18 protein-coding genes are annotated in these 22,550 nt (G+C 69.7%); 6 read left to right on the top strand and 12 right to left on the bottom strand.

The features are described from left to right. Positions 1-94: 94 nt before the first annotated feature. Entirely contained in the window at positions 95-2,938 is a 2,844-nt protein-coding gene (locus WMF22_RS43080; RefSeq protein ID WP_438033512.1) for a hypothetical protein, read from the bottom strand. A 202-nt stretch (positions 2,939-3,140) separates the two neighbouring features. On the opposite strand from WMF22_RS43080, the gene WMF22_RS43075 reads away from it, so the two are divergent. Then, positions 3,141-4,100: a PEGA domain-containing protein gene (locus WMF22_RS43075; RefSeq protein ID WP_437295735.1), complete on the top strand. Its 960-nt coding sequence runs from the start codon at positions 3,141-3,143 to the stop codon at positions 4,098-4,100. A 28-nt stretch (positions 4,101-4,128) separates the two neighbouring features. On the opposite strand, the gene WMF22_RS43070 is transcribed toward WMF22_RS43075, so the two are convergent. From WMF22_RS43070 to rseP, 3 genes are all read right to left on the bottom strand, one after another. Next, positions 4,129-5,688, bottom strand: a complete 1,560-nt coding sequence (locus tag WMF22_RS43070) for a serine/threonine-protein kinase (RefSeq protein ID WP_438033511.1) — start codon at positions 5,686-5,688, stop codon at positions 4,129-4,131. Positions 5,689-5,984: 296 nt separating this feature from the next. Further along, the gene (locus WMF22_RS43065; RefSeq protein ID WP_437295733.1) at positions 5,985-7,472 is read right to left on the bottom strand and encodes an RsmB/NOP family class I SAM-dependent RNA methyltransferase; all 1,488 of its coding nucleotides are present in this window, start codon (positions 7,470-7,472) and stop codon (positions 5,985-5,987) included. Then, positions 7,465-9,135, bottom strand: coding sequence for an RIP metalloprotease RseP (gene rseP, locus WMF22_RS43060; RefSeq protein ID WP_437295732.1), 1,671 nt, complete (start codon positions 9,133-9,135; stop codon positions 7,465-7,467). Before rseP ends, WMF22_RS43065 begins: the two co-directional genes overlap by 8 nt. Positions 9,136-9,534: 399 nt before the next feature. Here rseP and WMF22_RS43055 point away from each other — a divergent pair, with 399 nt between their 5' ends. Then, on the top strand, positions 9,535-9,867 hold the full coding sequence (locus WMF22_RS43055) for a polyhydroxyalkanoic acid system family protein (protein ID WP_437295731.1): 333 nt from the start codon (positions 9,535-9,537) through the stop codon (positions 9,865-9,867). 165 nt (positions 9,868-10,032) lie between these two features. Here WMF22_RS43055 and WMF22_RS43050 read toward each other — a convergent pair whose 3' ends face one another. From WMF22_RS43050 to WMF22_RS43040, 3 genes are all read right to left on the bottom strand, one after another. Continuing rightward, complete coding sequence (locus WMF22_RS43050) at positions 10,033-11,013, bottom strand: sigma-70 family RNA polymerase sigma factor (RefSeq protein ID WP_437295730.1); 981 nt, start codon at positions 11,011-11,013, stop codon at positions 10,033-10,035. 19 nt (positions 11,014-11,032) lie between these two features. Beyond that, on the bottom strand, positions 11,033-12,322 hold the full coding sequence (locus tag WMF22_RS43045; RefSeq protein ID WP_438033510.1) for a phytoene desaturase family protein: 1,290 nt from the start codon (positions 12,320-12,322) through the stop codon (positions 11,033-11,035). 128 nt (positions 12,323-12,450) lie between these two features. Beyond that, entirely contained in the window at positions 12,451-13,074 is a 624-nt protein-coding gene (locus tag WMF22_RS43040) for a Dps family protein (protein ID WP_438033509.1), read from the bottom strand. Positions 13,075-13,259: 185 nt separating this feature from the next. On the opposite strand from WMF22_RS43040, the gene metG reads away from it, so the two are divergent. After that, positions 13,260-15,332 (top strand): methionine--tRNA ligase, encoded by a 2,073-nt coding sequence (gene metG / locus WMF22_RS43035; protein WP_438033508.1) that lies wholly within the window; start codon positions 13,260-13,262, stop codon positions 15,330-15,332. 245 nt (positions 15,333-15,577) lie between these two features. Here the strand turns inward: metG and WMF22_RS43030 are convergent, their stop codons facing one another. Then, positions 15,578-15,994: a thiol-disulfide oxidoreductase DCC family protein gene (locus tag WMF22_RS43030; RefSeq protein WP_438033507.1), complete on the bottom strand. Its 417-nt coding sequence runs from the start codon at positions 15,992-15,994 to the stop codon at positions 15,578-15,580. Positions 15,995-16,085: 91 nt separating this feature from the next. Continuing rightward, entirely contained in the window at positions 16,086-16,562 is a 477-nt protein-coding gene (locus WMF22_RS43025) for a hypothetical protein (protein ID WP_438033506.1), read from the bottom strand. Between the two features lie 192 nt (positions 16,563-16,754). Between WMF22_RS43025 and WMF22_RS43020 the strand changes: the two genes are divergently transcribed. Continuing rightward, positions 16,755-18,350 carry an ATP-binding protein gene (locus tag WMF22_RS43020; protein WP_438033505.1) on the top strand — a complete coding sequence of 532 codons (1,596 nt, stop codon included), beginning with the start codon at positions 16,755-16,757 and terminating at the stop codon, positions 18,348-18,350. Positions 18,351-18,842: 492 nt separating this feature from the next. Then, complete coding sequence (locus tag WMF22_RS43015; protein WP_438037326.1) at positions 18,843-19,001, top strand: hypothetical protein; 159 nt, start codon at positions 18,843-18,845, stop codon at positions 18,999-19,001. Positions 19,002-19,171: 170 nt separating this feature from the next. Here WMF22_RS43015 and WMF22_RS43010 read toward each other — a convergent pair whose 3' ends face one another. From WMF22_RS43010 to WMF22_RS43000, 3 genes are read right to left on the bottom strand one after another with little or no spacing between them, the layout of a single operon-like run. Further along, positions 19,172-19,657 (bottom strand): hypothetical protein, encoded by a 486-nt coding sequence (locus WMF22_RS43010; RefSeq protein ID WP_438033504.1) that lies wholly within the window; start codon positions 19,655-19,657, stop codon positions 19,172-19,174. 9 nt (positions 19,658-19,666) lie between these two features. Further along, positions 19,667-19,849, bottom strand: a complete 183-nt coding sequence (locus tag WMF22_RS43005; RefSeq protein WP_438033503.1) for a hypothetical protein — start codon at positions 19,847-19,849, stop codon at positions 19,667-19,669. Then, positions 19,839-20,033, bottom strand: coding sequence for a hypothetical protein (locus tag WMF22_RS43000; protein WP_438033502.1), 195 nt, complete (start codon positions 20,031-20,033; stop codon positions 19,839-19,841). Before WMF22_RS43000 ends, WMF22_RS43005 begins: the two co-directional genes overlap by 11 nt. A 1,031-nt stretch (positions 20,034-21,064) precedes the next feature. Here WMF22_RS43000 and WMF22_RS42995 point away from each other — a divergent pair. Beyond that, positions 21,065-22,549 carry an AAA family ATPase gene (locus WMF22_RS42995; RefSeq protein ID WP_438033501.1) on the top strand — a complete coding sequence of 495 codons (1,485 nt, stop codon included), beginning with the start codon at positions 21,065-21,067 and terminating at the stop codon, positions 22,547-22,549. Position 22,550 lies beyond the last annotated feature (1 nt).

Below are 22,550 nucleotides of genomic sequence, written 5' to 3'. Positions count from 1 at the left end.
GCACGATCGTGATTCGGCGCTTCCGTCCGTCGCTGCAATTCATCAGGTAGCTGGCGCCTGCGACGTGGGGGAGGAGCGTGGCGCCTCGAGGCGCTCAGCCGCCGCTGGCGCGCCGCACGGCGACGCCGACGCCGGCGGTGCTGTAGCAGCCGCTCACCGTCCAGGAGATGGTGGTGTTGGAGCTGGCCACGAGATAGCCGGCCAGCGCGACCATGGTCGTCGGATCGGTCAGGCGCCGGTTCATGGTGGAGGTCGCCGCGGTGGGGCTGATGGTGGCGCCGGTGTTGCCGTTGCGCGCCGCCATCACCGTGTACACGAACGAGTTGGTCGCGCTGAAGTTGGTGCTGACCCCTCGGGACACCGTGCCGCTGCAGTCCGTCGTGTTGGTGTGGATGCCGGTCGTGGTGGCGCTCGCGAACGGGTTCGACTGGTGCACGGCCTTCAGCTCCACCACGTTGGCGAAGTACACGCCCCAGGTGTTCGAGCTCGCCATCTGCACCACCACGGGCTTGTTGCCGGTGGCGGCCGGAAGCTGGCTGTCCAGGAGGTAGTAGATGTGCGCGGCGGAGTTGTTGTCGGCCTGCCGCGTGTTGAAGAGCGTCATCGGCGTGCCGTCGTAGGTGACGCTCACCGGCGCGAGCGAGTTCTCGGAGGCGACGATCCCGACAAGGACCATGCGATCGTTGTCCCGCGGCGTCTGCAGGGCGTGGCTCACGTTGATGTTGGGCGCCGAGTTCCCGATGGTGCTCAAGGTGCCGGTCGTGCCCGAGTTGACGACGACGATGTCCGGCGAGACGACGCAGTTGCCGTTCGAGCAGATGGACCTCGTCCCCGAGCACACGTGGCCGCAGTCGCCGCAGTTGCTGGCGGTGCCGAGCTGGGTCGTGCAGCCGCCGCTGGGGTCGCCGCAAGCCTTCCAGCCCGGGTCGCAGGTGGGCACGCAGGTGCCGGCCGTGCAGGCGGTGGCGCTCGCGTGCGCCTGGAGGCACTGGGTGTTGCAGGCGCCGCAGGCGTTGACGTCGCCGGAGACGTCCTTCTCGCAGCCGTTCATGCCGTTGCCGTCGCAGTTGCGCCACAGGCCGCTGCACACCGGGTTGCAGCCCGACGAGCTGCATTGATTGCTGGCGACGTGGGCGCTGGCCCCGCTCTGGCACACGAGGTTGCAGCCGAGGCAGTTGTTCTCGTCGTCCCACAGGTCGATGTTGCAGCCGTTCCTCGGTACCCCGCAGTCGTCGTACTGCGCGCTCGTGCACACCGGGTTGCAGGTGCCGTCGAGGCACAGGTTGCTGGTGGTGTGGATGATGTTGCACTGGGTGCCGCAGGCGCCGCAGTTCCCCTCGTCGGTCCTGACGTTGGCCTCGCAGCCGTCGGTCAGCGAGCTGTTGCAGTTGCCGTAGTCCGCCTTGCAGCCGACGAAGGAGCACGCGCCGGTCTGGCAGGTCGCGGTGGCGTTGGCGTAGATCGTGTTGCAGTTGACGCCGCCGGCGGCCGCGCAGGCGCCGCAGTGGGTCTGGTTCGAGTTGACGTTCGTCTCGCAGCCGTTGTCCGGATTGCCGTCGCAGTCGCCCATCCCGCTGTTGCACGTCCGCACCTTGCAGTCGCCGCCCTCGCACTTGGGGGTGCCGCCGGCGATGGTGCAGGTCTCGCCGCAGGCGCCGCAGTGGCTGAGGCTCGTGTCCGTGCTCGTCTCGCAGCCGTTGTCGTAGCTGCCGTCGCAGTCGGCGAAGCCCGGCTCGCAGCTGCCGATGGCGCAGCCGGTGGCCGTGCACTTGCCGGTGCCGTTGGCGACCGTGCACAGGCCGCCGCACGTGCCGCAGTTCTCCGGATCGGCGGCCAGATTCACCTCGCAGCTGTCCTCGGGGTCGCCGTTGCAGTCGCCCCTGCCGGCCGGGCAAATCGTCTCGCCGCAAACGCCGTCGCGGCACCAGGGCCTGCCGCCCGCCTCGGGCACGCACGCGATGCCGCACCCGCCGCAGTGCAACACGTCACGGGTGGTCGCCCTCTCACAACCGTCGTCGACCTGGCCGTTGCAGTCGGTGAAGCCCGTGTCGCACTCGACCTTGCACTCCGACGCCTCGCAATAGGCGTCGCCGTTCACGGCCGGGCAGAGCTCCTCGCACCCGCCGCAGTGGCTCGAGTCGGTCGCGGTGTTCACCTCGCAGCCGTTCTCGGGATCGCCGTCGCAGTCGGCGTAGGGCGCTTCGCACGCCTTGACCTTGCAGGCGCCGCCCTGGCACTCCGCCGTCGCGTGCGGCAGCGCGCACTTCTGGCCGCAGCTGCCGCAGTTGTCCGCGTCGGTGCGGACGTTGATCTCGCACCCACCCTCGGTCAGGCGATCGCAGTTGGCGTAGCCATCCGGGCAGGTGGGGCCGCACACCCCGTCGATGCAATCGTCGCTGAGGCAGTCCCCGCTCGAGCGGCAGCTCCTGCCGTCCTGGCAGCCCCCGCAGTCGGCGCCGCAGTCCACGTCGCTCTCGGTGCCGTTGGGCACCCCGTCGGTGCAGGTCGGCGCGACGCATTCGCCGTCCTGGCACACGCCGCTCTCGCAGTCGCTGGCCCGGTTGCACGTCTGGTCGGTCGCGCACTTCCTGTCGCAGCTGCCGCCGCAATCGACGTCCGACTCCGAGCCGTCGCGGGCGTCGTTCATGCAGCCCGCTTCCTGGCAGACGCCGTCGATGCACTCGCCCTCGGCGCAGTCGCGGCTCGCGGCGCAGCCGGAGCCGAGCGGGCATGGATCGCACTCGCCGCCGCAGTTCAGGCCCGTCTCGCCGTCGGACTGCGCGTCGTCCGTACAGTGCGCCGGCGGGCCGGATACCGACGCGAACTCGAAATCCGGCACGCTGCACGAAGCGGCGGCGGCGAAGATCCCCGCCGTCAGCGCGGCGGCCGAGAACGCGCGGAGCAGCGCGAAGCGACGCAGAAAGCTAGGGGTCGACATCGAACGACAAAAGTACCATTCGCTGGCGGATTTCGCGGCCATAAAGTGAGAAGGCGGCGTCGGGATCCGCGCATGAAAGCGCCGCCGGCGCGCGCGCACCTCCGACCACGACGCGGTGCGGCGCCACGTTGACGCGCGCGGCGAAGGCCGCGGCGCCACGTTGACAGGAGCGGAGGCGTCAAGTCACCATGGCAAGCGCCGCATGAGGAATTTCCCGCGAATTTTCCGCGTCGCAGCGGTGCTGCTGCTGCTCGAGGCGCCCGCGCTCGCCGAGGACACCGACGCGCTCAAGCAAGCCCGCGCGCAGTTTCAGCAGGCGACCGAGCTCGAGCAAGCGGGCAACTGGGCCGCGGCCCTGCAGCGGTTCCGCGAGGTCGGCCAGGTGCGGATGACGCCTCAGGTGCGCTTCCACATCGCCGTGTGCGAGGAGAACCTGGGGCGGCTCGTGACCGCGCTCGGCGGCTACGAGCTGGCGCTCGCGGAGGCCGACACCGTCGGGCCCGATTTTCGGGCCGAGGTCGAGCAGTCGATCGGCCGGCTGCGCGCCCGGATCCCGAAGCTCGTCATCGTGCGCGGCAAAGGGGCGGCCTCCGCGGCCATTGCGCTCGACGGCGTCGCCCTCGGCGGGACGTCCATCGGCGTCGAGGTGCCGCTCGATCCCGGGCCTCACGCGCTCACCGCCAAGGCCCCCAATTACAAGCCGTTCCAGCAGACGGTGGAGCTGAAGGAGGAGGGGGTGGCGCGCGTCGAGGTGACGCTCGAAGCATTGCCGCAAGAGCTGCTGATCCAGGCGGGCGCCTTGCGGGAGAGGCCGCCGTCCAAGGTGGTGCCGTACGTGATCGGGGGCGTCGGCGCCGCGAGCCTGATCGGCTCCGGCGTTTTGTTCGGGCTCCGCCAGGGAGCGCTCAAGGATCTGGAAGACGCCTGCGGTACGGACGGCAAGTCGTGCCCGCCCTCCATGCAGTCGCGCTACGACGACCTCAAGTTCTATCACTATGGCGCGCAGGTGGCGCTCGGCGTCGGCGTCGCCGCGGTCGGCACCGCGACCGCGATCTTGCTTCTTCAGAACAGGAAGCCAAAGCAGCCCGAGAAAACCTCGCTCGAGCTCGTGCCCGTCGCGGGCGGCTCCGAGATCGGCGCGAGTCTCTCAGGAACCTTCTGAGGGAGCCGAGCTCGTCCAGAGCGGGGTGCTAGAACCCCGGATCGTGCTTCCACGACTTCGGCGGCGTGGGGCTTGGCGTCGGGCTCGGCGAGCTGCTCTGCTCGGCGGGCTTGCTCGGACGGCGGGGCGTCGCGCGCGCGGGTGACGCCGGGAGCGGAGTCGGCGCCGTCGGCGTCGTCAGCGCCGGCGCAGCGCTGGCCGAGGCCGTGGCAGAGGGCTCGCCCGGGGGCGCGCCGGGCTCGGTCGCAGAGGGCGCCTCCGCCCTGGGAGGCGCGGGCGCCGGGGCGGTGGACGCCGGGGCGGCGGGCGCGGCGCCGGAAGGAAGAGGGGCCGGCGCGTCGCCGCTCTGGAGCAGTACGGCGAGCCCGCCGGCGGCGAGGAGACCGAGGATCACGACGGCGGGCAGCGCGCGGCTCCTGGGGCGCGCGAACGGCGGGATCTCGTCGTCGAGCGCGCTCTGTCCGGCCACGCCCCGGGCCGCGCCGCGGAGGTTGACGGTCCTGAAGGCGCTCACCGACGAGGGGCTCCGGCCGGTCACGTCGGAGGCGCCCGGGTGGTTGCTCAGCTGATTGCGGTCGGCGCGCTCCAGCGCCTCGGTGAGGGCCGCGCGCGTTTGCTCCTGCTGGTCCTCGAACAGCTCGCGGACGAAATTGGCGACGTCCTCGTCGGTGGCTCGCTGGTGCGGCGGGAGCGCCTTGTCGAGCGCTCGCATCAGCTCGTTGGCCGTGGCGTAGCGCTCGTCGCGCTCCTTTTCGAGCGCGCGCATCAGCACGGCCTCGAGCGACGCCGGGTAGTCGGCCTGGAACTCGTGCGGCGCCTCCACCGGGTCCGTGGACGAGATGGCGAACAGCGTCGCGCCCTCGGATTCCCTGCGGAACGGGTGTTTGCCGGTGGTGAGCGTATAGAGCACGATGCCCATCGCGAACACGTCGACGCGCCGGTCGATCGCGTCGCCGCGCACCTGCTCCGGCGCCATGTAGCTCACCTTGCCCTTGAGCTGCCCGGCCTGCGTCGTGCTGTCGTTGAGCGCGGTGGCCTTGGCCACGCCGAAGTCCACCACCTTGGCCAGGCCGTTGTACGTGACCAGGATGTTCTGCGGCGAGATATCGCGGTGCACCAGACCGACGAGCTTGCCGCTCTTGTCCTTGAGCTCGTGCGCGGCGTGCAGGCCGGCGCAGGCCTGCGCCACGATGCGCACCGCGATCGGGATCGGCATGCCGGTCTGCCGCTTCGCGACCTTCATCACCTGGTTGAGCGGAATGCCGTCGATCCACTCCATCGCCAGGAACAGCACGCCGTCCTGCTCGCCGAGGTCGAGGATCTCGACGGCGTTCGGGTGCCGGATCTGGGACGCGAGCGACGCCTCCGAGAGGAACATGCGCTCGAACTGGTCGTCCTCGGACAGCGTCGGCAGCATCGTCTTCACTGCGACGATCTTCTGGAAGCCGCGCGTTCCCTTCAGCCGCGCCGCCCACACCATGGCCATGCCGCCCGCCGCGATCGGCAGCAGCAGCTCGTAACGCCCCAACACGGACCCGGGCCCGAGCTCGGCGGGGGTGTTGGGCAGGAGGTTCGGCGCAGGATTCACGCTACTCAGAAGGTTTGTTAAGTTCCCTGACCGTACGAGTGTGCGGCGTCACGAAGCGAGTGCCCAGCGATAAGAAACACCGCGGAGACAAATTGCGGCTATCGCACCAATGACCCCACCTCCTTACATCTGCCGACGGCTCGCGGCGGCGCTTCGTGGATGGGCAGCTGCCGCCAAAACGCCGTTAGCAAGTCCAAACGTCGTCCGGAAGTCAAGCTGCTCTTATCCACCCACCATCGTACAAGGACGGCGGACGGGCGCGCCGTCACGTCTCGTCGCGCGTCCGTCGCGCGCCGTCACCGCCGCACGATGAACATCGCGGCGAAATACCCGTCCGTGCCGTGCACGTGCGGCAGCAGCCGGAACGCGTCGCCGCCGCCCGCGAGCTCGCGCGCGAGCTCCGCGTCGAACGGCGCCGGCTCCAGCCGGACGCCGAGGTCGTCGTCCGCCGGGGCCGCGAGCCGCGCCGCCACGGCCTCGCACTCCTCGCGCAGCACGCTGCACACAGCGAACACGAGCCGGCCGCCGTCCCGGGCGCGGGTCGCGGCGCGGCGCGCGATCGCGACCTGGAGATCGGCCAGGCGCGGCAGATCGTCCGCCTCGCGCCGGAGCGCGATCTCCGGGCGCCGCCGCAGCGTGCCCACGCCGGAGCAAGGGGCGTCGACGAGCACCCGGTCGTAGCCCTCGGGGACGTCGCCCGCGCCCACCGTCCAGTCGACGGCGTAGGTCTCGCGCACGGAGGCAGCAGCCCGCCCGAGCCCGCCGCGCGCGCCGGCCTGCGCATCGCCGGCCTCCGCGCCTGCGCCCTCGTCCGCCGCGCTCGCCGGAGGCGCGCCCAGCGCCGCGCGGAGCTGCGAGAGCTTCGCGGGGTACAGGTCCGCCGCGTCCACCGCGCCGGAAGGCAGCACCGCGCGCGACAGGAGCCACGACTTGTTGCCCCGGCCGGAGCAGGCGTCGAGCACGGCCTCGCCGGGCCGCGCGCCGAGCGCGAAGGCGAGCGCCTGCGCCCCCTCTTCCTGGCCGATCCACGCGGCGCCGAAGCCCGGGAGCCGCCGGAGATCGCCCGCCCCCCGCGCGACGATCGCTGTCGGTGAGACGTGCCCCGCCTCGAAGGTCGCGGTGGGCGCGGCGGCCCGCAGCGCCTCGAGCCACGCGCCGCGGTCCTCGCCGGGGGCGAGGCAGAGGCCGGTCGGCGGCGGCACCGGGCCGGCCGACAGGAACGCCTCGGCCGCGGCCCGTCCGAGCGAGCGGCGCAGGGCGCCCCGCAGCCACCCCGGCGCGGAGGCGACCACCGCGCTCGCGAGCGGCGGGCGACCGCCGGACTCCACGGCCGCCGCGAGCCGGCGCAGCACGGCGTTCGCGAACGCGCCGACCCGCGGCCCGCCGGCCGCCTGGGCGCCGTCCACCGCCTCCGAGACAGCGGCGAACGAGGGGACGCGATCGAGGAAGCAGAGCGAGTACGCCCCCATCAGCACGTGGGCGCGCACCAGCGGGTCGGCCGTCCAGCGGCTCTTCGCGGCGAACTCGGCGATGCGCGCCTCGAGCGCCGCCTGCGCGCGCAGGACGCCGTAGACGAGCTCCGTCGCGAGGCCTGCGTCCCGCGGGTCCAGCGCCGGCGCGCGGCGCAGCTCGGCGTCGAGGGCCGCCGAGGCGAAGGCGTCCGAGCCCCACACCCGCGCGAGCACGCGCGCCGCGACAGCGCGCGGCGCGCTCTCGGGCGGGTGCGGCGGGCGCGCCGCGCCGCGGCCGCCGCCACGCCCGTCACCTTGGTCCCGGTCAGCCAACGAGCTCCTTGAATTGCCCCTGGATCACGTCCCAGCGGCGCTCGACGTCGTTCTTGAAGGCGATGCCCATCAGGCCGATGAGCACAACGAGCCCGACCAGGCTCGCGATCTCGCGGACGCGCAGCGGCAGCGGGCGCCGCAGCACGGCCTCGAACGTGAAGAACAGGAGGTGGCCGCCGTCGAGCACCGGGATGGGCAGCAGGTTGATGAGCCCGAGGTTGATCGAGATGACCGCCATCGCCCAGACGAAGTAGCTGACGCCCTTCGCGCCCTCCTCGCCGATCACGTCGTACACCGTGATGGGGCCGCCCAGCGTGGAGATGCTGACCTTGCCCTCCATGATGCGGACGATCCCGACCACGATGAACCGGATGACGTCGTACGTCTCGTCGATCGCGCTCTCCAGGGCGAACTGGAAGGCCGACGGGCTGTCGACGAACGGCTCGGCCACCATCGGCGACCAGTTCGACGCGCGCAGGTAGAAGCGCGGGCGGTGCTGGCCGTACTCGTCGATCCAGTCCTCGCGGCGGAGCTCGATGGTGCCGCTCTTGCGCTGGCCCGAGCGCTGCCACGTGATGACGTGCGGCCTGTCCGGAGCCGCGAAGAGCCGCTCCACGAAGGTCGACCAGGCGGTGACCTCGACGCCGTCGACCTCCGTGACGCGATCGCCCGGCCGGAGCTCGGCGTCCCACTCGGCCGAGCCCTCGGGGACCTCGGCGACGTAGAGGTCGGCCGGCTCGATGCCGGTCCGCGCGAGCAGGTCGCCGTGGCCGCTCTCCGGCGTCAGCGCGGCGACGCCCGACTCGTAGACGGCGAGCTCGGCCAGGCCGCCGAGCGCGCGCGGCACCGTGACCGGCCGCAGGTACGTGACCGGCACCGTGGCGCCGCGGCTCTCCTCGAGCGCGAGCTCCAGGTCGGCGAAGGTCTTCACGGGCGCGCCGCGCACCTCCGTCACGACGTCGAACGTGCGCAGCCCGGCCCGGAACGCGGGCGAGTCGGGCCGCGAGACGCCCACCACGGCGGCGGGGCGGCTCGGCCGGATGCCTATCTCGCCCACCCGGTCCACGATCTCGAGCGGCTTCTGGACGACCTTCTCCTCCGGGACGACCGTGACCTCGACGTGCGTCTTGTTGCGGAAGACCTTGAGCCGGAGCTCCTGGTTGGGGCTCTTCGCCACGATCCGGTGCAGCTCGGCGAAGGTGCTGACGCGCTCGCCGTCCACCTCGAGGATGCGATCGCCCGGGACGAGCCGGCCCTCGGCCGGGTGCCCCGGCAGGACCACGCCGACCGTCGGCGGCACGAAGCGGGTCTCCCCGATGAAGACGGCGAAGTAGAGCAGCACCGGGAAGAGCACGTTCATCGCCGGGCCGGCCATGACGATGATCACGCGCTTCCAGAGCGCCTGGGACTCGAAGGTGCGCTTGCGATCCTCGGGGAGCACGGCCTCCTGCCGGTTCTCCTCGAGCATCTTCACGAAGCCGCCGAGGGGCAGGAGCGCGACGCAGTACTCCGTCTCACGGCCCCGCAGGCGCAGCACCCGGGGGCCGAAGCCGATCGAGAAGGTGAGGACCTTCACGCCGAAGATCTTCGCGCACACGAAGTGGCCGAGCTCGTGCACGAAGATGAGCACGGAGCAGAGCAGCGCGAAATACAGGAGGTCCACGGCGGCGGCTCTCTTTACGCGAGGCCGGGCTCGGTGACCACTGGCCACTGAGGGGCGCACGGCCGCGGCGCCCCCGCGCGAAGGGCGGCCTCCGGCGCAGGGCCGGCGCCCGGTCCGTGGAAAGGCGCCCTCCGGCGTGACGACGCCTTCACGGCGATGGCCCCGGTCGGCCGTCCACAGACACCCGCGGTTCCGCTGCGTGGCGAAATGTCACAGAGCGCGGCGCGCCATGCGCGATGGGATGCTGACGAGCGCCAGAGGGCCGCAGGCCCCGCGCATCCGTGTTATCTCACCGCTTGGAACTCGGCCGGGCGCCGCGCCCGCGAGCGACGCCTCGCGGCGCGCGGTCCCATGGCCGATTCTCGCGATGTGCCCTGATACGAACTGCGAGGTCCCATCATGAAGCACACGATTGAGCACGACCTGAGCGACAGCGAAGCCAAGCTGGCGACCGAACGAGCGATCGCGCAGTACCGGGAGCGGTACGCCGAGTACGAGCCTTTCCTCGTGTGGCGCGACGCGAAGCGCGCCGAGCTCGGCTTCTCGGTGAAGGGCGTCAAGCTGAAAGGCAGCATGGAGCTCCGCCCCGGCGCCGTTGACGTGGATCTCGACGTGCCTCTCCTGATGCGCCCCTTCAAGGGGGTAGCGATCTCCGCCATCGACAAGGAGGTTCGTCACTTCATCGCAGAGGCGCACCGCGAACGGGCCCAGGGAGGCGGCAAAGCCACCTGAGCGAGCGGGCTGTTCCGCTATGGACATGAGCGCCAGCCGGCGCTATGTTGCTCCAACAGTATCTACTTCGCCGGCCGAAGTACGCCCCGCGACACGACTCACTCCAGTGCTCGGCCGGCAGGGGGCTGTCTCCTCGCTGCTCACCTGCCGGTCTCGCCGTCGCGCTCACGGAGCGAGCGCCTTCACGGCCGTCAGCTTGTGCGAGGCCAGCACGGAGTGGATCGCCGTGATGAGGCCGCGCGCGTCGATCTCGCAGCGCATGACGAACCGCGGCGCCAGCTTCTCCACGGTGGTCGTGCGCTCGATGACGACCGCCGGGAGGCCGTTGATGAGGCGCAGCTCGTGGCGGAGCGCTCGGGGGTCGTCGATCCTCAGCAGGCCGACGTAGAACCGCGCGACCCGGTTCGGGCCGACGACGATCCGGCGCGCCGCCTTGAACTCGCCGTTCGCGTCGTTGATGACCCGGACGCCCTCGCTCAGGAGCGCCTCGATGGCGGCGACGTCCTGCGTCGCCAGCGTCTGCAGGAAGCGCACGAGCGCCGCGCCCGAGCGCTCGACGAGCTCGGGTGAGGGGCGGCAGCGGTCGCGCTCGTACGGCTCGAGGGCGCGGCGGGCGCGGTGGTGGGTGGTCTTCACGCTGGCCTCCGACAGGTCGAGCGCGGCGGCGGTCTCCTGCACCGAGTAGTCGAAGACGTCGCGGAGCAGGAGCACCGCGCGCTGCTGAGGGGTCAGCGCCTCGAGCGCGATGAGGAAGGCGAAGGACGCGCTCTCGAGGAGGTCGTAGCGGCCCTCGGTGCCCTCCTTGCCCGGGATCTCGAACGACGGGGGCTCGGGCTCCGCCTCGATCGGGGAGGGGAGCCACGGTCCGTCGTAGGCGAGGCGCTTGCGGCGCCGGAGGGCGTCGCGGCCGAGGTTCAGCGCGACGCGCGCGAGCCAGGGGCGGACGGGCTCCTCGGTGCGCGCGGGCGGGCGCTCCAGCGCGCGGACGAACGTCTCCTGCACGATGTCGTCCGCGTCCGCGGCGCTGCCGGTGAGCCGGTAGGAGAGGGCCCAGAGGAAGCGCTCGTGCTCGCGGTAGCTCGCGGCGACGAAGCCGGGGGCGGCGAGCCCGGCGCTCGGGGCAGGAGAGGCCGTGGAGCTGCTCATGGAGCGTCGGGTACCCCCGTCACGCCGCGCGGTCGAGCGCGCGGCGCGTGAGGATGGCCCGCGCGGCGTCCCGCGCGCTGGCGAGGCTCGCGTCGGCGAGCATGCCCGTCGGCCCGACCCAGTCGCCCGCGAGGAAGAGGCCGTCGAGCTCCGGGACGCGGGCGCCGGGGCGCCCTGCGCGGCCGCCGCCCTCCGCCGTGACAACGGCGTTGGAGACGATGAGCGACGGCAGGAAGCGGCGCTCGACGATCGCGCCGCGGTAGCCGGGCTGCGCGCGGTCGAGCAGATCCTCGAGCTCGCGCTCGGGGTCGCCGCCGGCGAGCTCGGGGCTGTACTGGGCGGTGTGGATCACGGCGCCGCCCGCGGGGGCGAGGCGCGCGGCGTCGGTGTGGACCGACAGGTAGAGCGGGCGGTCGATGCCGAGCACGAAGCCCGGGCGCTGGCGGGGGAGCCTCGACAGGGCGACGTCGAGGCACGCGGCGCGGACCGGGACGGCGCGCTCGGCGTGCGCGGCGAGCGCCGTGCACGCGGGCGCGAGGGCGGCCGCGGCGCGCGGGCTCGCGGCGACGAGCACGGCGCCGGCGCCGAGGCGGTCGCCGTTCGCGAGCTCCACGGCGGAGACGGCGCCGCCCTCGGCCGCGATCTGCGCCGCGCGCGCGCCGGTGAGGATCTCCACGCCGGCCGCCACGGCGGCGTCGCGCAGGCCGGCGACGAGGGTCTTCCAGCCGCCGTCGAGGTAGAGCACGCCGTGGCTCAGGGCGAGCTGCACCTGCGCGAGCGCCGCGCCGGCGCTCTGGCGATCGTCGTCGGCGCAGTAGGTCGACAGCCGGACGAGCGCGCCGACGAAGCGGCGCGCCTCGGGCGTCCGGAAGGCGTCGCGGAGCCAGGCCGAGACAGGGACCGCCGCGAGCGGCGCGGGGTTCGCCGCGGCGAGGCTGCCGAGGACGCGCCCCATCTCGATCTTCGCGGCGAGCGGGAAGAGGCCCGTCGTGAGCAGCGACAGGGCGCCGGACGGCAAGGTGTGGAGGGCGCCGCGGTCGAGCGCGAGCGCGCCCGACGGGGACGGCGCCGCGCCGGTGAACCGGACGCCGAGCTCGCGGAGCACCTCGTGCGCCGCGCCCCCGCGGTAGAGCGCGTGGGCGCCGAGGTTCAGCGAGAAGCCGTGGCTCTCCTGCGTCGAGGCGCGGCCGCCCGGCGCGTGCGCCTTCTCGACGAGGGCGACCGACCGGCCCGCCCGGCCCAGGTACGCCGCCGCCGCCAGGCCCGCGAGCCCGCCGCCGATCACCACCACGTCTTTTGTAGTACGCATCACATGACCCCTTTCCTGGCGGTACCACGATCGGGGGGCCGGAAAGGTTACGCGCGCACGTCGAATTCTCGGAGCGCGGCGGGACGGGGAGGGGGCTGGACGGCGAGCGGGAAGCGGCGTGCCGGCGCTCAGGTGGCGCGGACGAGCGGCGTGTCGACGAGGTGCTCGGACAGGAACCACACCTGCATCTCGTTCGTGCGGAGGACGTCGCCCATGAGCAGGTCGGCGGTGCCGTCGTCGCGGTTGTCGGTGGTGAGCTTCACCGCCTCGCGCGTCTCCGCGAGGATGAGCTCGTGCGCGTCGAGCAGGCGCGAGAGCTGGGCGGGCACCTGCTCGCGGCCGCGGGGCGCCCGCTCGATCCTCGTCATCTCCGCGACGTCGTGCGCCATGGCGATCGCGACGCCGCCCAGCATCTGCACGCGCTCGGCGAGCATGTCGATCAGCGCGGCTTGCTCCTTGAAGTGCTTGTCGAAGAGCAGGTGGAGCTGGAAGAAGGTCGCCCCGGACACCTGCCAGTGGTGCTTCTTGTACATGTCGCGCAGGACGAGCGTGTCCGACAGGATCTGATTCAGCGCCCGGATGCTCTCCGCGCGCGACTTCGCGGCGAGCGCCAGCGGATAGTCCACGACCGTCCCGAAAGGCTGGATCTCCTTGCCTCGCTGGCGGAGGAGGGGCTGGGCCTCGAGCGCCCGCGCTCCGCCTGCCTTGCCACGACGTTCCTGTTTCCTCTGTTGCTTCCTCTGTGCTGCCATGGACCCCTCCCCGTCGATCGGTTCACTACGTATCTAGAGCCCGAGCCCGCTCCGTCCATGGCTGCACGTCCGCTGTCGTGTCCACGCGGGCCCGCGCGGCGTTCCGCTGGAAGGCGCGCCCGCGCGGCATCGCGCCACCGCGCGGCTCGCATCCGGCTGGGATTTCGTGCAAAGTCCAGCGCAGCATGAAACGGCTCCTGCTCACCAGCGCGCTGCCCTACGCCAACGGGCACATCCACATCGGCCACCTCGTCGAGTACACCCAGACCGACATCTTTGCCCGTTATTGGCGGATGACCGGGCGGAGGTGCATTTATCTGTGCGCCGACGACACCCACGGCACGGCCATCATGATCCGCGCTCGGCAAGAGGGGCGGAGCGAGGCCGACGTCATCGCGGACATGAGCGCGGCGCACCAGCGCGATTTCGCGGCGTTCCAGATCCGGTTCGACCACTACGGCAGCACGAACTCCCCCGCGAACCGCGCGCTGTGCGAGCAGATCTGGGCGTCGCTGCGCGAGCGCGGCATGGTGACCACGAAGGAGGTCACGCAGCTCTTCGATCCGCAGGAGGGCATGTTCCTGGCGGATCGCTTCGTCAAGGGCACCTGCCCGAAGTGCGCGGCGCCGGACCAGTACGGTGATAGCTGCGACCGGTGCGGCTCGACCTACGCCGCGACCGATCTGGTCGAGCCGAGGAGCGCGCTCACGGGCGCGCGGCCCGAGGTGCGGAGCGCGCAGCACCTCATGGTGGCGATCGAGCCGGAGCGGCCGTTCCTGTCGACCTGGACGCAGGGCGAGGGGCGGATGCCGAAGGAGATCGCGAACTACCTCGCGGGGCATTTCCTGTCGGAGCCGCTCCGCGACTGGGACGTGTCGCGCCCCGCGCCGTACTTCGGGTTCGAGATCCCCGATGCGCCGGGGAACTACTGGTATGTCTGGTTCGACGCGCCGATAGGGTACATGGCGGCGAGCAAGGAGTGGTGCGACCGGGAAGGCGAGGCGTTCGACGACTGGTGGCGATCCGAGGAGACGGAGATCGTCCACGTCATCGGGAAGGACATCGTGTATTTCCACACGCTCTTCTGGCCGGCGATGCTGAAGAGCGCGCGCTTCTCGCTGCCGTCGCGCGTGCAGGTGCACGGGTTCCTCACCGTGAACGGAGAGAAGATGTCGAAGAGCAAGGGCACGTTCGTGCTGGCCTCGACGTACCTGAAGCACCTCGACCCGGCGTACCTCCGTTATTACTACGCGAGCAAGCTGAGCTCGAAGGTCGACGACATCGATCTGAACCTGGAAGAGCTCGTGAACAAGGTGAACGCCGAGCTCGTGAACAAGGTCGTGAACCTGGCGAGCCGGTCGTCGCGCTTCGTGGCGCAGACGGGGCTGTCGGCGGTTTACCCCGAGGATGGGGGGCTGTTCGCGGCGGCGGCGGAGGAGGGCGACGCGATCGGGGCGGCGTACGCGGCGTTCGACTATGCGCGGGCGACGAGGAGCATCGTGGCGCTGGCGGACCGGGCGAACGAGTATGTCGACCGGATGCAGCCGTGGGCGCTGGCGAAGCAGCCGGACAAGAAGGCGGACCTGCAGGCCGTCTGCACCGTGGCGCTCAACCTGTTCCGGCAGATCGTGCTCTACCTGGCGCCGGTGCTCCCGAAGCTGGCCGACGACGTCGCGCGGCTGCTCGGGTGCCCCATGGACCGCTGGGCGCTCGCGAAGACGCCGCTTGTGGGCACGCCTGTGGCCGCGTATGAGCACCTCATGAAGCGGGTCGAGCCGGGTGCAGTGGAGAAGATGATCGCGGAGGGCCGCCCTGCCGAGGAGGTGGCGGCGCCGGGCGGCGCGGCGGGCGCGAGCGCGGAGGCGGGCCAGGCGGCGGGCGGGGGCGCGGCCGCGGAGGACGACGGCGCGGCGCTCGCCAAGGAGCCGCTCGCGCCGGAGTGTACGATCGACGATTTCAGCAAGGTCGACCTTCGCGTCGCGCGCATCGTCGCGGCGGAGCACGTGCCCGAGGCGAAGAAGCTGCTCAAGCTGACCGTCTCGCTCGGCGGGGAGGCGCGGAGGACGGTGTTCGCCGGGATCAAGGCGTATTACAAGCCGGAAGACCTGATTGGCAGGCTCGTCATCGTGTGCGCCAACCTGGCGCCGCGGAAGATGAAGTTCGGCCTCAGCGAGGGGATGGTGCTCGCGGCGGGGGACGAGACGGTGCACCTGCTGTCGCCGGACTCGGGGGCGAAGCCGGGGATGCGGGTGCACTGAGGGAGCTCACGGAGTCGCCCGCGCTATCGCCGAGGTGGGCCAATGGCTCCCCTAGCTCCGCGTGTCACAAATCCCGCCAGGGATCCGTCTCGTAAACGAAGAGAGATTTGACGCAAAGACGCCAAGAGCGCAAAGACGCAAAAATACATAAGAATCTGTTCTTTTTTTTTGCGTCTTTGCGACTTTGCGTTGAAATCTCTCTCCGGATCCCTGGCCGGACCTCTGGCGGGCGGAACCAGTTCTCTTCACCGATAAGGCCCAGCCGTCGGCGCTCCCGGCAGCCGGCAGGAGCCGCTCGCGCAGGACGGGTGGCCGAACCAGCCCGCGAGCCACTTCCTGTTGCCAGAAAGCGCGTGGAAGAAGCGCTCTGCCATCTTCGAGAGCGTGTCGCCGCTCAGCCGGTACGACCACTCGCGGTACCCCTCGAGCGCCCAGAGCGCCACGATGAAGGCCGCGGGGCCGGCCCAGACCTCGCCGCGATCGCTGATCACGACGAGCTCCTCGCCGAGCCAGGGAACGGCCCCGTACCGCTCCGCCGCCTCGGGCGAGCCGGCGGGCAGGAACTCCATCTCGACAAGCGCCGTCTGGTGCTCCATCCAGTGGCGGCACCGCGTGCACAGCGCGCACTCGGCGTCGTAGAGCACGGTGATTCGCTCGATCATGGCCTGTTCTCCTCGCAGCGCGGAGGCCAGGGCGCCTGGCCGCGCCGCCGGCGCGAGGCGCCACGGCGCCTCACGCCCGCGCCTGCGCTCGTCACGCCGAGACCTCCGCGACGGCCCGCCGGCGCTCTCGCTGCGCGGCCATCTCCTCTTCCGCGCGCGCCGAGCGCGGATCGATGCGCATCTGCGGCGCGACCGGCGGCGGCAGCACCGCGAGCTTCGCGCGGCGGCGGATGCGGTGGAACACGAGGAGGTTCGTGAAGTGCATAAGGGCGAGCGAGAGCAGGAGCAGGCCCAGCTTCGACGACAGCACCTCGACCGCCTCCGTCATCGTCGCCGAGCCTTCCGCCTTCAGGATCAGCGACGCATACCCCAGGTTCACCAGGTAGAACCCCACCACGAGCAGGCGGTTCACCGCCTCGGCCATCCTCGGGTTGTCGGCGAACACCTCCTCCAGGAACACCGATCCATTCTTGAACAGCGTGCGGGCGATCCAGATCGTCAGTCCGACGCTGATGACCGCATAGGCCCCGTACACCGCGATGAGATAACTTTCGACCGCGTCTGCCATGGTTCGTCTCCTCGACAGGCCTCTCAGCAGCGCCCGTGCCATCCGCGGGATCCGCGCTGATCGACCGGATCGAGGCGCGGCGGCGGGCCGCGGTGCCCAGGCCATGGGCAGGCCGGTGTCCACGCCGTGGACACCTCGCGCCCCCGGGGCCTCTGGCGCTATCGTCGGGGCTTCCTACCCTGCCGAGGCCTTGTGAGACCCCTGGTCGCTCTCGCGTACTACCCGCTCTGGGCCGCTGCCGTGACCGTCGCGGTCACCGCGCTGCGGCTCGGGCGCAACGTGGGCCGCGGCCTCGTCGCGCTCTGCTTCTTCCTCGCCTTCTGGGTCACGGGGCTCATCCTGCTCGAGACGGACGGCACGCTCGTCCTCGCCGAGCACGTCATTCCGAGCGGGATCATCGTCTCCGCGGGCCTCGCCCACGCCTACGCCGACGTCGCCGGCGCCTCGCGCCGCCCCGTCGTCCTCGCCTACGCCGTGTGCGCCGCTGTCGCGCTGCTCGGGGCCGTCGACCCGCGCCTCCTCTACGGTCCTGGCGCCCGCTCGCCGGGACCGCTGTTCTTCCCGCTCTCGGCCATCATGGCCGTCGCCTGGGTCGTTGTCGGCGTTCGCCTCGGGCGCGCGGCGCTCGCGGCCCGGGGGCTCCAGCGGCGGCGCATCGCCGCGCTCTTCTTCGGCAGCGTTCTCGCGACGCTCGGCGGCGGCTTCGTCGTGGTGCTGCGTGTGCTCCGGCTCGGCGACGTGCTCCTCGGCGCGCCGCTCCTGCTCCTCGCCATCCTGTTCGTGGCCTACGCCGTGCTCATCGGCGAGCTGGGCCGCTCCCGCCGCGTCTTCGCGCAGGGGCTCGCCTACGCCGGCCTGACAGCGCTCCTCTCGACGCTCGGGCTCGTCGTCTTCTTCAAGGTGCTGCCCGCGCTCGCGCCGGGCGGCGGCGCGTCGCTCGGCTGGCTCGCCTTCGTCGTCTTCCTCGCCGCGCTCCCGTCCGATCCGCTGCGCATGCTCGTCGTGGAGCACCTCGGTCGCCGGCTTTTCTCGAGGCCCATCGGCGTCCGCGATCTCGCCGACGAGATCGAGCGCGTCGAGGTGCGCGCCGACCAGGCCGAGCGGCTCGCGGAGCTCGGCCGCCTCGCGAGCGCTGTCGCGCACGAGATCCGCAATCCGCTCGGGGTCATCGCCGCGCAGGCGAAGCTTCTCGAGCGGCAGGGCGCGAAGCCCGAGACCGTGGCGTCGCTGCGCGCCCAGGTCGACCGGGCGAGGCGCTTCCTCGACGATCTGCTCCGCTACAGCCGCCCGAGGCCGCTCGAGGTGAGCGAGGTCGACGTGCTCTCCACGCTGCGGCTCGCGGCGAGCCAGGTCCGGCAGATCGTCGGCGAGGGCGCGCCGCCCATCGAGGTGGCGCCCGAGGCAGGCGGGTCGATCTTCGTCGAGGCCGACCGCGGGGCGTTCCTCGACGTCGCCACGGCGCTGCTGCAGAACGCGGCCATCGCGCTCGACGGGAGCCCCGAGGGGCGGATCCGGGCGGTTGTCGCGCGCGGCGAGGGCGGCTTCGTTGTCGTGCGCGTGGAGGACAACGGCCCGGGGGTGCCGGCCGAGATCGAGGCGATGCTGTTCCAGCCGTTCGTGACGGGTCGGGGGCGAGACGCGAAGCACCCGGGCACGGGCCTCGGCCTGGCCGTCGCGGCGCGCTGGCTGGAGCGGCACGGGGGAGCGCTGCGCTACGAGCGCGCCCCGGGGGGCGGCGCGCGCTTCGAGGCGCGGTGGCCCGAGAGGGCGGCGGAGGCGGCGGGGTGAGGTGATTGGGATGACCGCGGCCGGGTGGGTCTCGGGATCGAGACCGCGGAGCTTGCAGCACGCCAGGGGCGAGAAGAGGTTGGCCGCGGCAGAGGCGTGGTCGAACACGCGCCTTGCGGAGATTCCGGTGGAAAGCCTGGATGTGCTCTCGAAGGCGGAGGAGCAGCGCCTGTGGGCCGAGATGGCCGTGCGACGAGGCGCGGAGCTCGACGTCGATCCGCCCCGGGGGCGACCTGCCGAGACGTCTCTCATGATGCGCGCGCACGGCTCGATGACGCCTGCTGCTCGCCCACATCCCACTTGAACCAAGTCTTGCCGTAGAGGCTTCCAGGCGACCGCTTCGATCCTTATGAATCTTGGGGACACAAGGAGGTCGCCATGAAGTGTTCCGTGTTTGTTGGGGGAGTGTTTGCCGCAGCCGTGGGATTATCGGCCCTCTCTCCTGTCCGGGAAGCCATGGCCGCCCAGGAACGCGTATTCTGAGGCGACGGCATCGTTTATGGTGTCACGTCTGACGGTAAGCTCCAGTGGTATCGGCACAACGGTTGGGAAACCGGTAGCTCCGACTGGACTGCGGGGAACGGCGGGCGCAATGTCGGCACCGGCTGGAACATGTATGATCGTGTCTTTTCAGGAGGCGACGATGGGTGAAGATTGCGGCCACGTGAGCGCCAGCGTTCACCGTTCACCGCCGGCACCTACGCGGATCTGGGCCGCCCTCGCCTCCGCGGAGTAGACGGTGCGCGCAGCGAGAAGTCGAAGGCCCGAGGGCTGCCACCCTCGGGCCTTCTGGAACCCCGCCTTGTCGGAGGTCCCTACCCTCATCCCAAGCCGGGCTCGAGGTCCAGAAAGCGGCGGCATGAGCCTGTCGCCTTCGTCCGCCTACCGCCTCGCCCTTTGCTCTCGCTCCCGCATCCAACTTCGCCTCTGCCGTCGCTCCGACCGCGACCAGCTTCCTTGTGCTGCGCCTTCGCCTTCGCCACCTCGTCGTCGTCGTGCGCGCGTTTCACCCGCTTCGCGGCCTCGCTCATCGCGAACTCGGCATTCGTCAGCAAGCGGCGCGTCGTCTCCTTCGCGCACTCTGCCGCCGTGCCTCGATCGCAGCACGATCGCAAGCCGGTCCAGGCGTGCCAGCCCCCGAGCGCACCGACATGGCGCAGATCGCAACCGTACAGGGCAACAAGGCGCTCGGCGTTCGCGAGGTCGCTGTCCGGCGCGGTGCCCTGCCTCGGCGGCACCAGGAGGAACTGCGGCGACCCGTTGCCGTTCGCGGCACCGCCTCCGGCGGACGCCCCCGCGGGCAGCATCGACGTGCCTCATGCATCGAGCCAGAGCCCATCGCCGCGCGAGATCGGCTCGTCGTCGCCGGTCTCGTCGGCGTCTGCCTTCGCGTCGCCGTGATCGCTCGGCTCAACGTCGTTCGCCGCGTGGGCCTCGTCGTCCTGGTGCCCCTCCGGTCCGGCCGTCGACGGCTGCGCCGAGGTCGGTTCAGCGTGCATTCCTCACCTCCACGCGCTTCCGGCAAAATCGCGAGAGAATAAGCGCGGCAATCTTCTCGGCGGAGTCGCGCGAGCCTGCCCACGTCGTGCCGATTCCGTAGTCCTGCTCGAGCGCGAACGCGCTCGCGATCACCGCTTGTGGCGCCGTCTTGCTGCGATAGCGATGCGTCCACACATCGAGCACGTGTTAAGAATCAAGCTGGTTGATGCTCTCTCGCTCGGGCTGACTGATGGCCATCGCGACGGTGAGCGGGCCTCGGTCACGGGCGTGATGGTCGGCTCATCGCGTCTTGAGCGTGCCGGGGTGCTCGGAGGCGTCAAGCGGTCCCTCCCAGGGCTCGGAGGCTGCGCCGCCCTTGACACTCCTTGCGCGCCCCGGCGACTGCGTCGCGCAGACGATGGGCGGACGGAGCCTCCCGGCGGGGGCTCCGGGGACGCGATGGGCGGGCGATGGCCATCGCGCGCGTGAGCGAACCATCATCCAGCGTGAGCGGAAAGCGGTCCCCGCCCATTATCTACCGGGAGCGTCAACACGCCCTCCCTACGCCGCAGCGGCGGGCTTGGCATGCGCGGTGGGCGTCCGGTACCATCGCCGCCATGCCGGCGCCGAACGACGAGCTAGAAAGTCTCGCGTGTAACCTGTTGCCTGTCCGGGAATTCTGCGCTGAGCCTCCGGAAGTGCGGCGGCTGGCCACGACAAGTCCGCTCCGCGACTCAGCGCCGCCTGACCACTACTGGCCACCCGCACGCACCAAAGTCTCCGGGCGCAAAACTAAACGATAGACCAAAGGACAAGAAGAAGTGCTTACCCGTTGGCAGATATCAAACTTCAAGTCCGCGTACGACACGACCGAGCTAGCGCTGCGGCCAATTACGATATTCGCTGGCGCTAATAGCTCGGGAAAGAGCACATTCATTCAGTCGATATTGCTGGTCGCTCAAAGCCTAAGCAGCCGCGTTTACAGTCGTCCAATTGTTCTCAATGGCCACATTGCGAGGCTTGGCAGCTTCGATGACGTCGCATCCACAAACAGCGAGCAGGATGAGATATCAATCGGATTTACGATTCGTGTGCCGGGCGATGGCCGAGAGTCAGGAGTAAGGCGACTACGCTACTTCTACGAAACGGAGGACCTTGCCGAAGTAGGGTGCGAATTTGCCTTCTCTCCAGGTTGCGACTCTCCATCGCGTGAATTGGCCAGGCTTCAACCGAGGTTGATCCGTGGCAAGCTCTGGAGCATTCGCAAGGGAGCCGAACAAGACGAATTGATACATTATCGATACTCTAGCACATTGGCTCAAAGTCGACGGAGCGCCCTAGACCCGAACCGCGCATCGGTCGACGATGTTGATTCACTAGAGTATGAGGTCGTGTCGCCAACTACACTTCCTGCGCGAAGTGGACGCTATCTTGCAAATGAGCTGCCAACTGGCGCAACACTGGTAGGCGCGCGATTGTTTCATTTTCTCCCCAGCGATTTTGCATTTGCTTTCGATCTTACGGAGCATCTGGCGACTGTGGCGGTTCGCCGCTTGATTCAGCCATCATACGGATCTGGCCAGTCTGCGCGCGCACAGAACTTGGATACATCGTACATTACTTCATCCCTAATGAAGCGCGTGTTCGAAATCGCAAGAGGTTTCGTCGAGCCAACAAAGAGATCTATTGAGGCCGCTAGACGCACGATAGTGAGTAGGCGCAGGCAGCTCGAAATCGATGAGGCATACAAGGAGGCCAGTCACCATCTGACCATGGAAAGCCTCCAGCGTCTCCAGCGTTCGTTGGGTTCGCCGGCGCTGGCTGTTGCCTATGGGGAGAAGTTTCAGGAATTGGTAAATTTGGCGCGAGATGGACGTCCAAGCGTACGACAATTCATTCATCTGCCGCCAGCTCCGGAAGTCACTAGGGTGGTGCAAGTCGTATTCACGCAACTGTTCAAGTATCTCGGTCCGCTGCGAGACGAGCCGAAGCCAGTGTATCCTATGGAAGGAGCCGTTGATCCATCAGATGTTGGTCTTCGCGGCGAATTCACTGCGGCCGTTCTTGATCTGCACAAGCACCGAAGGATTGTCTCGATTCCATCAAGTTGTTTCGCGCTGTCGCAGTCTCAAATTGTTCGCAAGGAGATGAGCCTTCAGGATGCTGTCCTGGATTGGTTGAACTACCTTGGAGTTGTTCGCAAAGTGGAGACCAGAGACAGAGGCATCTTTGGTCACGAGCTGCGTGTTGCTACCGGAAACACCGATACTCTCCACAACTTGGTTCACGTGGGAGTCGGCGTAAGTCAGGTTCTCCCGATATTAGTGATGTCGCTAATGGCAGAAACTGGGTCGATCTTGGTATTTGAGCAGCCTGAGTTGCACCTTCATCCCAAGGTGCAAACGCTGTTGGCCGACTTCGTTCTTTCGATGGCGCTTCTTGGGAAGCAATGCATCATCGAAACGCACAGCGAATACATTATTAATCGTCTCCGGCTGCGTGCTGCTGAGGATCCTGCTGACAGCATACAGGCGCTTCTTGCGCTGTATTTTGTAGAGAAGGAAGGGGCAAAGTCACGCTATCGCATGGTCAATATAAATGAGTTCGGCGCGATAGGCGATTGGCCGGAAGGTTTTTTTGACCAAGCGCCGCAGGAGGCCGAGCGCATACTTCGAGCAGCAATCGAAAAGAGAAGAACTCGGAGGGTCAAGAATGTATAAC

Origin of the sequence: Sorangium sp. So ce204 (genome assembly GCF_051526795.1) — a bacterium.
Classification (GTDB): Bacteria; Myxococcota_A; Polyangia; order Polyangiales; family Polyangiaceae; genus Sorangium; species Sorangium cellulosum_B.
This window is presented reverse-complemented; position numbering and strand designations above follow the sequence as displayed.

Coding starts and splice junctions, on each gene's coding strand:
- WMF22_RS43080 (WP_438033512.1), bottom strand. CDS start 2,938: ATGTCGACCCCTAGCTTTCTGCGTCGCTTCGCGCTGCTCCGCGCGTTC.
- WMF22_RS43075 (WP_437295735.1), top strand. CDS start 3,141: ATGAGGAATTTCCCGCGAATTTTCCGCGTCGCAGCGGTGCTGCTGCTG.
- WMF22_RS43055 (WP_437295731.1), top strand. CDS start 9,535: ATGAAGCACACGATTGAGCACGACCTGAGCGACAGCGAAGCCAAGCTG.
- WMF22_RS43050 (WP_437295730.1), bottom strand. CDS start 11,013: ATGAGCAGCTCCACGGCCTCTCCTGCCCCGAGCGCCGGGCTCGCCGCC.
- WMF22_RS43045 (WP_438033510.1), bottom strand. CDS start 12,322: ATGCGTACTACAAAAGACGTGGTGGTGATCGGCGGCGGGCTCGCGGGC.
- WMF22_RS43040 (WP_438033509.1), bottom strand. CDS start 13,074: ATGGCAGCACAGAGGAAGCAACAGAGGAAACAGGAACGTCGTGGCAAG.
- metG (WP_438033508.1), top strand. CDS start 13,260: ATGAAACGGCTCCTGCTCACCAGCGCGCTGCCCTACGCCAACGGGCAC.
- WMF22_RS43030 (WP_438033507.1), bottom strand. CDS start 15,994: ATGATCGAGCGAATCACCGTGCTCTACGACGCCGAGTGCGCGCTGTGC.
- WMF22_RS43025 (WP_438033506.1), bottom strand. CDS start 16,562: ATGGCAGACGCGGTCGAAAGTTATCTCATCGCGGTGTACGGGGCCTAT.
- WMF22_RS43010 (WP_438033504.1), bottom strand. CDS start 19,657: ATGCTGCCCGCGGGGGCGTCCGCCGGAGGCGGTGCCGCGAACGGCAAC.
- WMF22_RS43005 (WP_438033503.1), bottom strand. CDS start 19,849: ATGCACGCTGAACCGACCTCGGCGCAGCCGTCGACGGCCGGACCGGAG.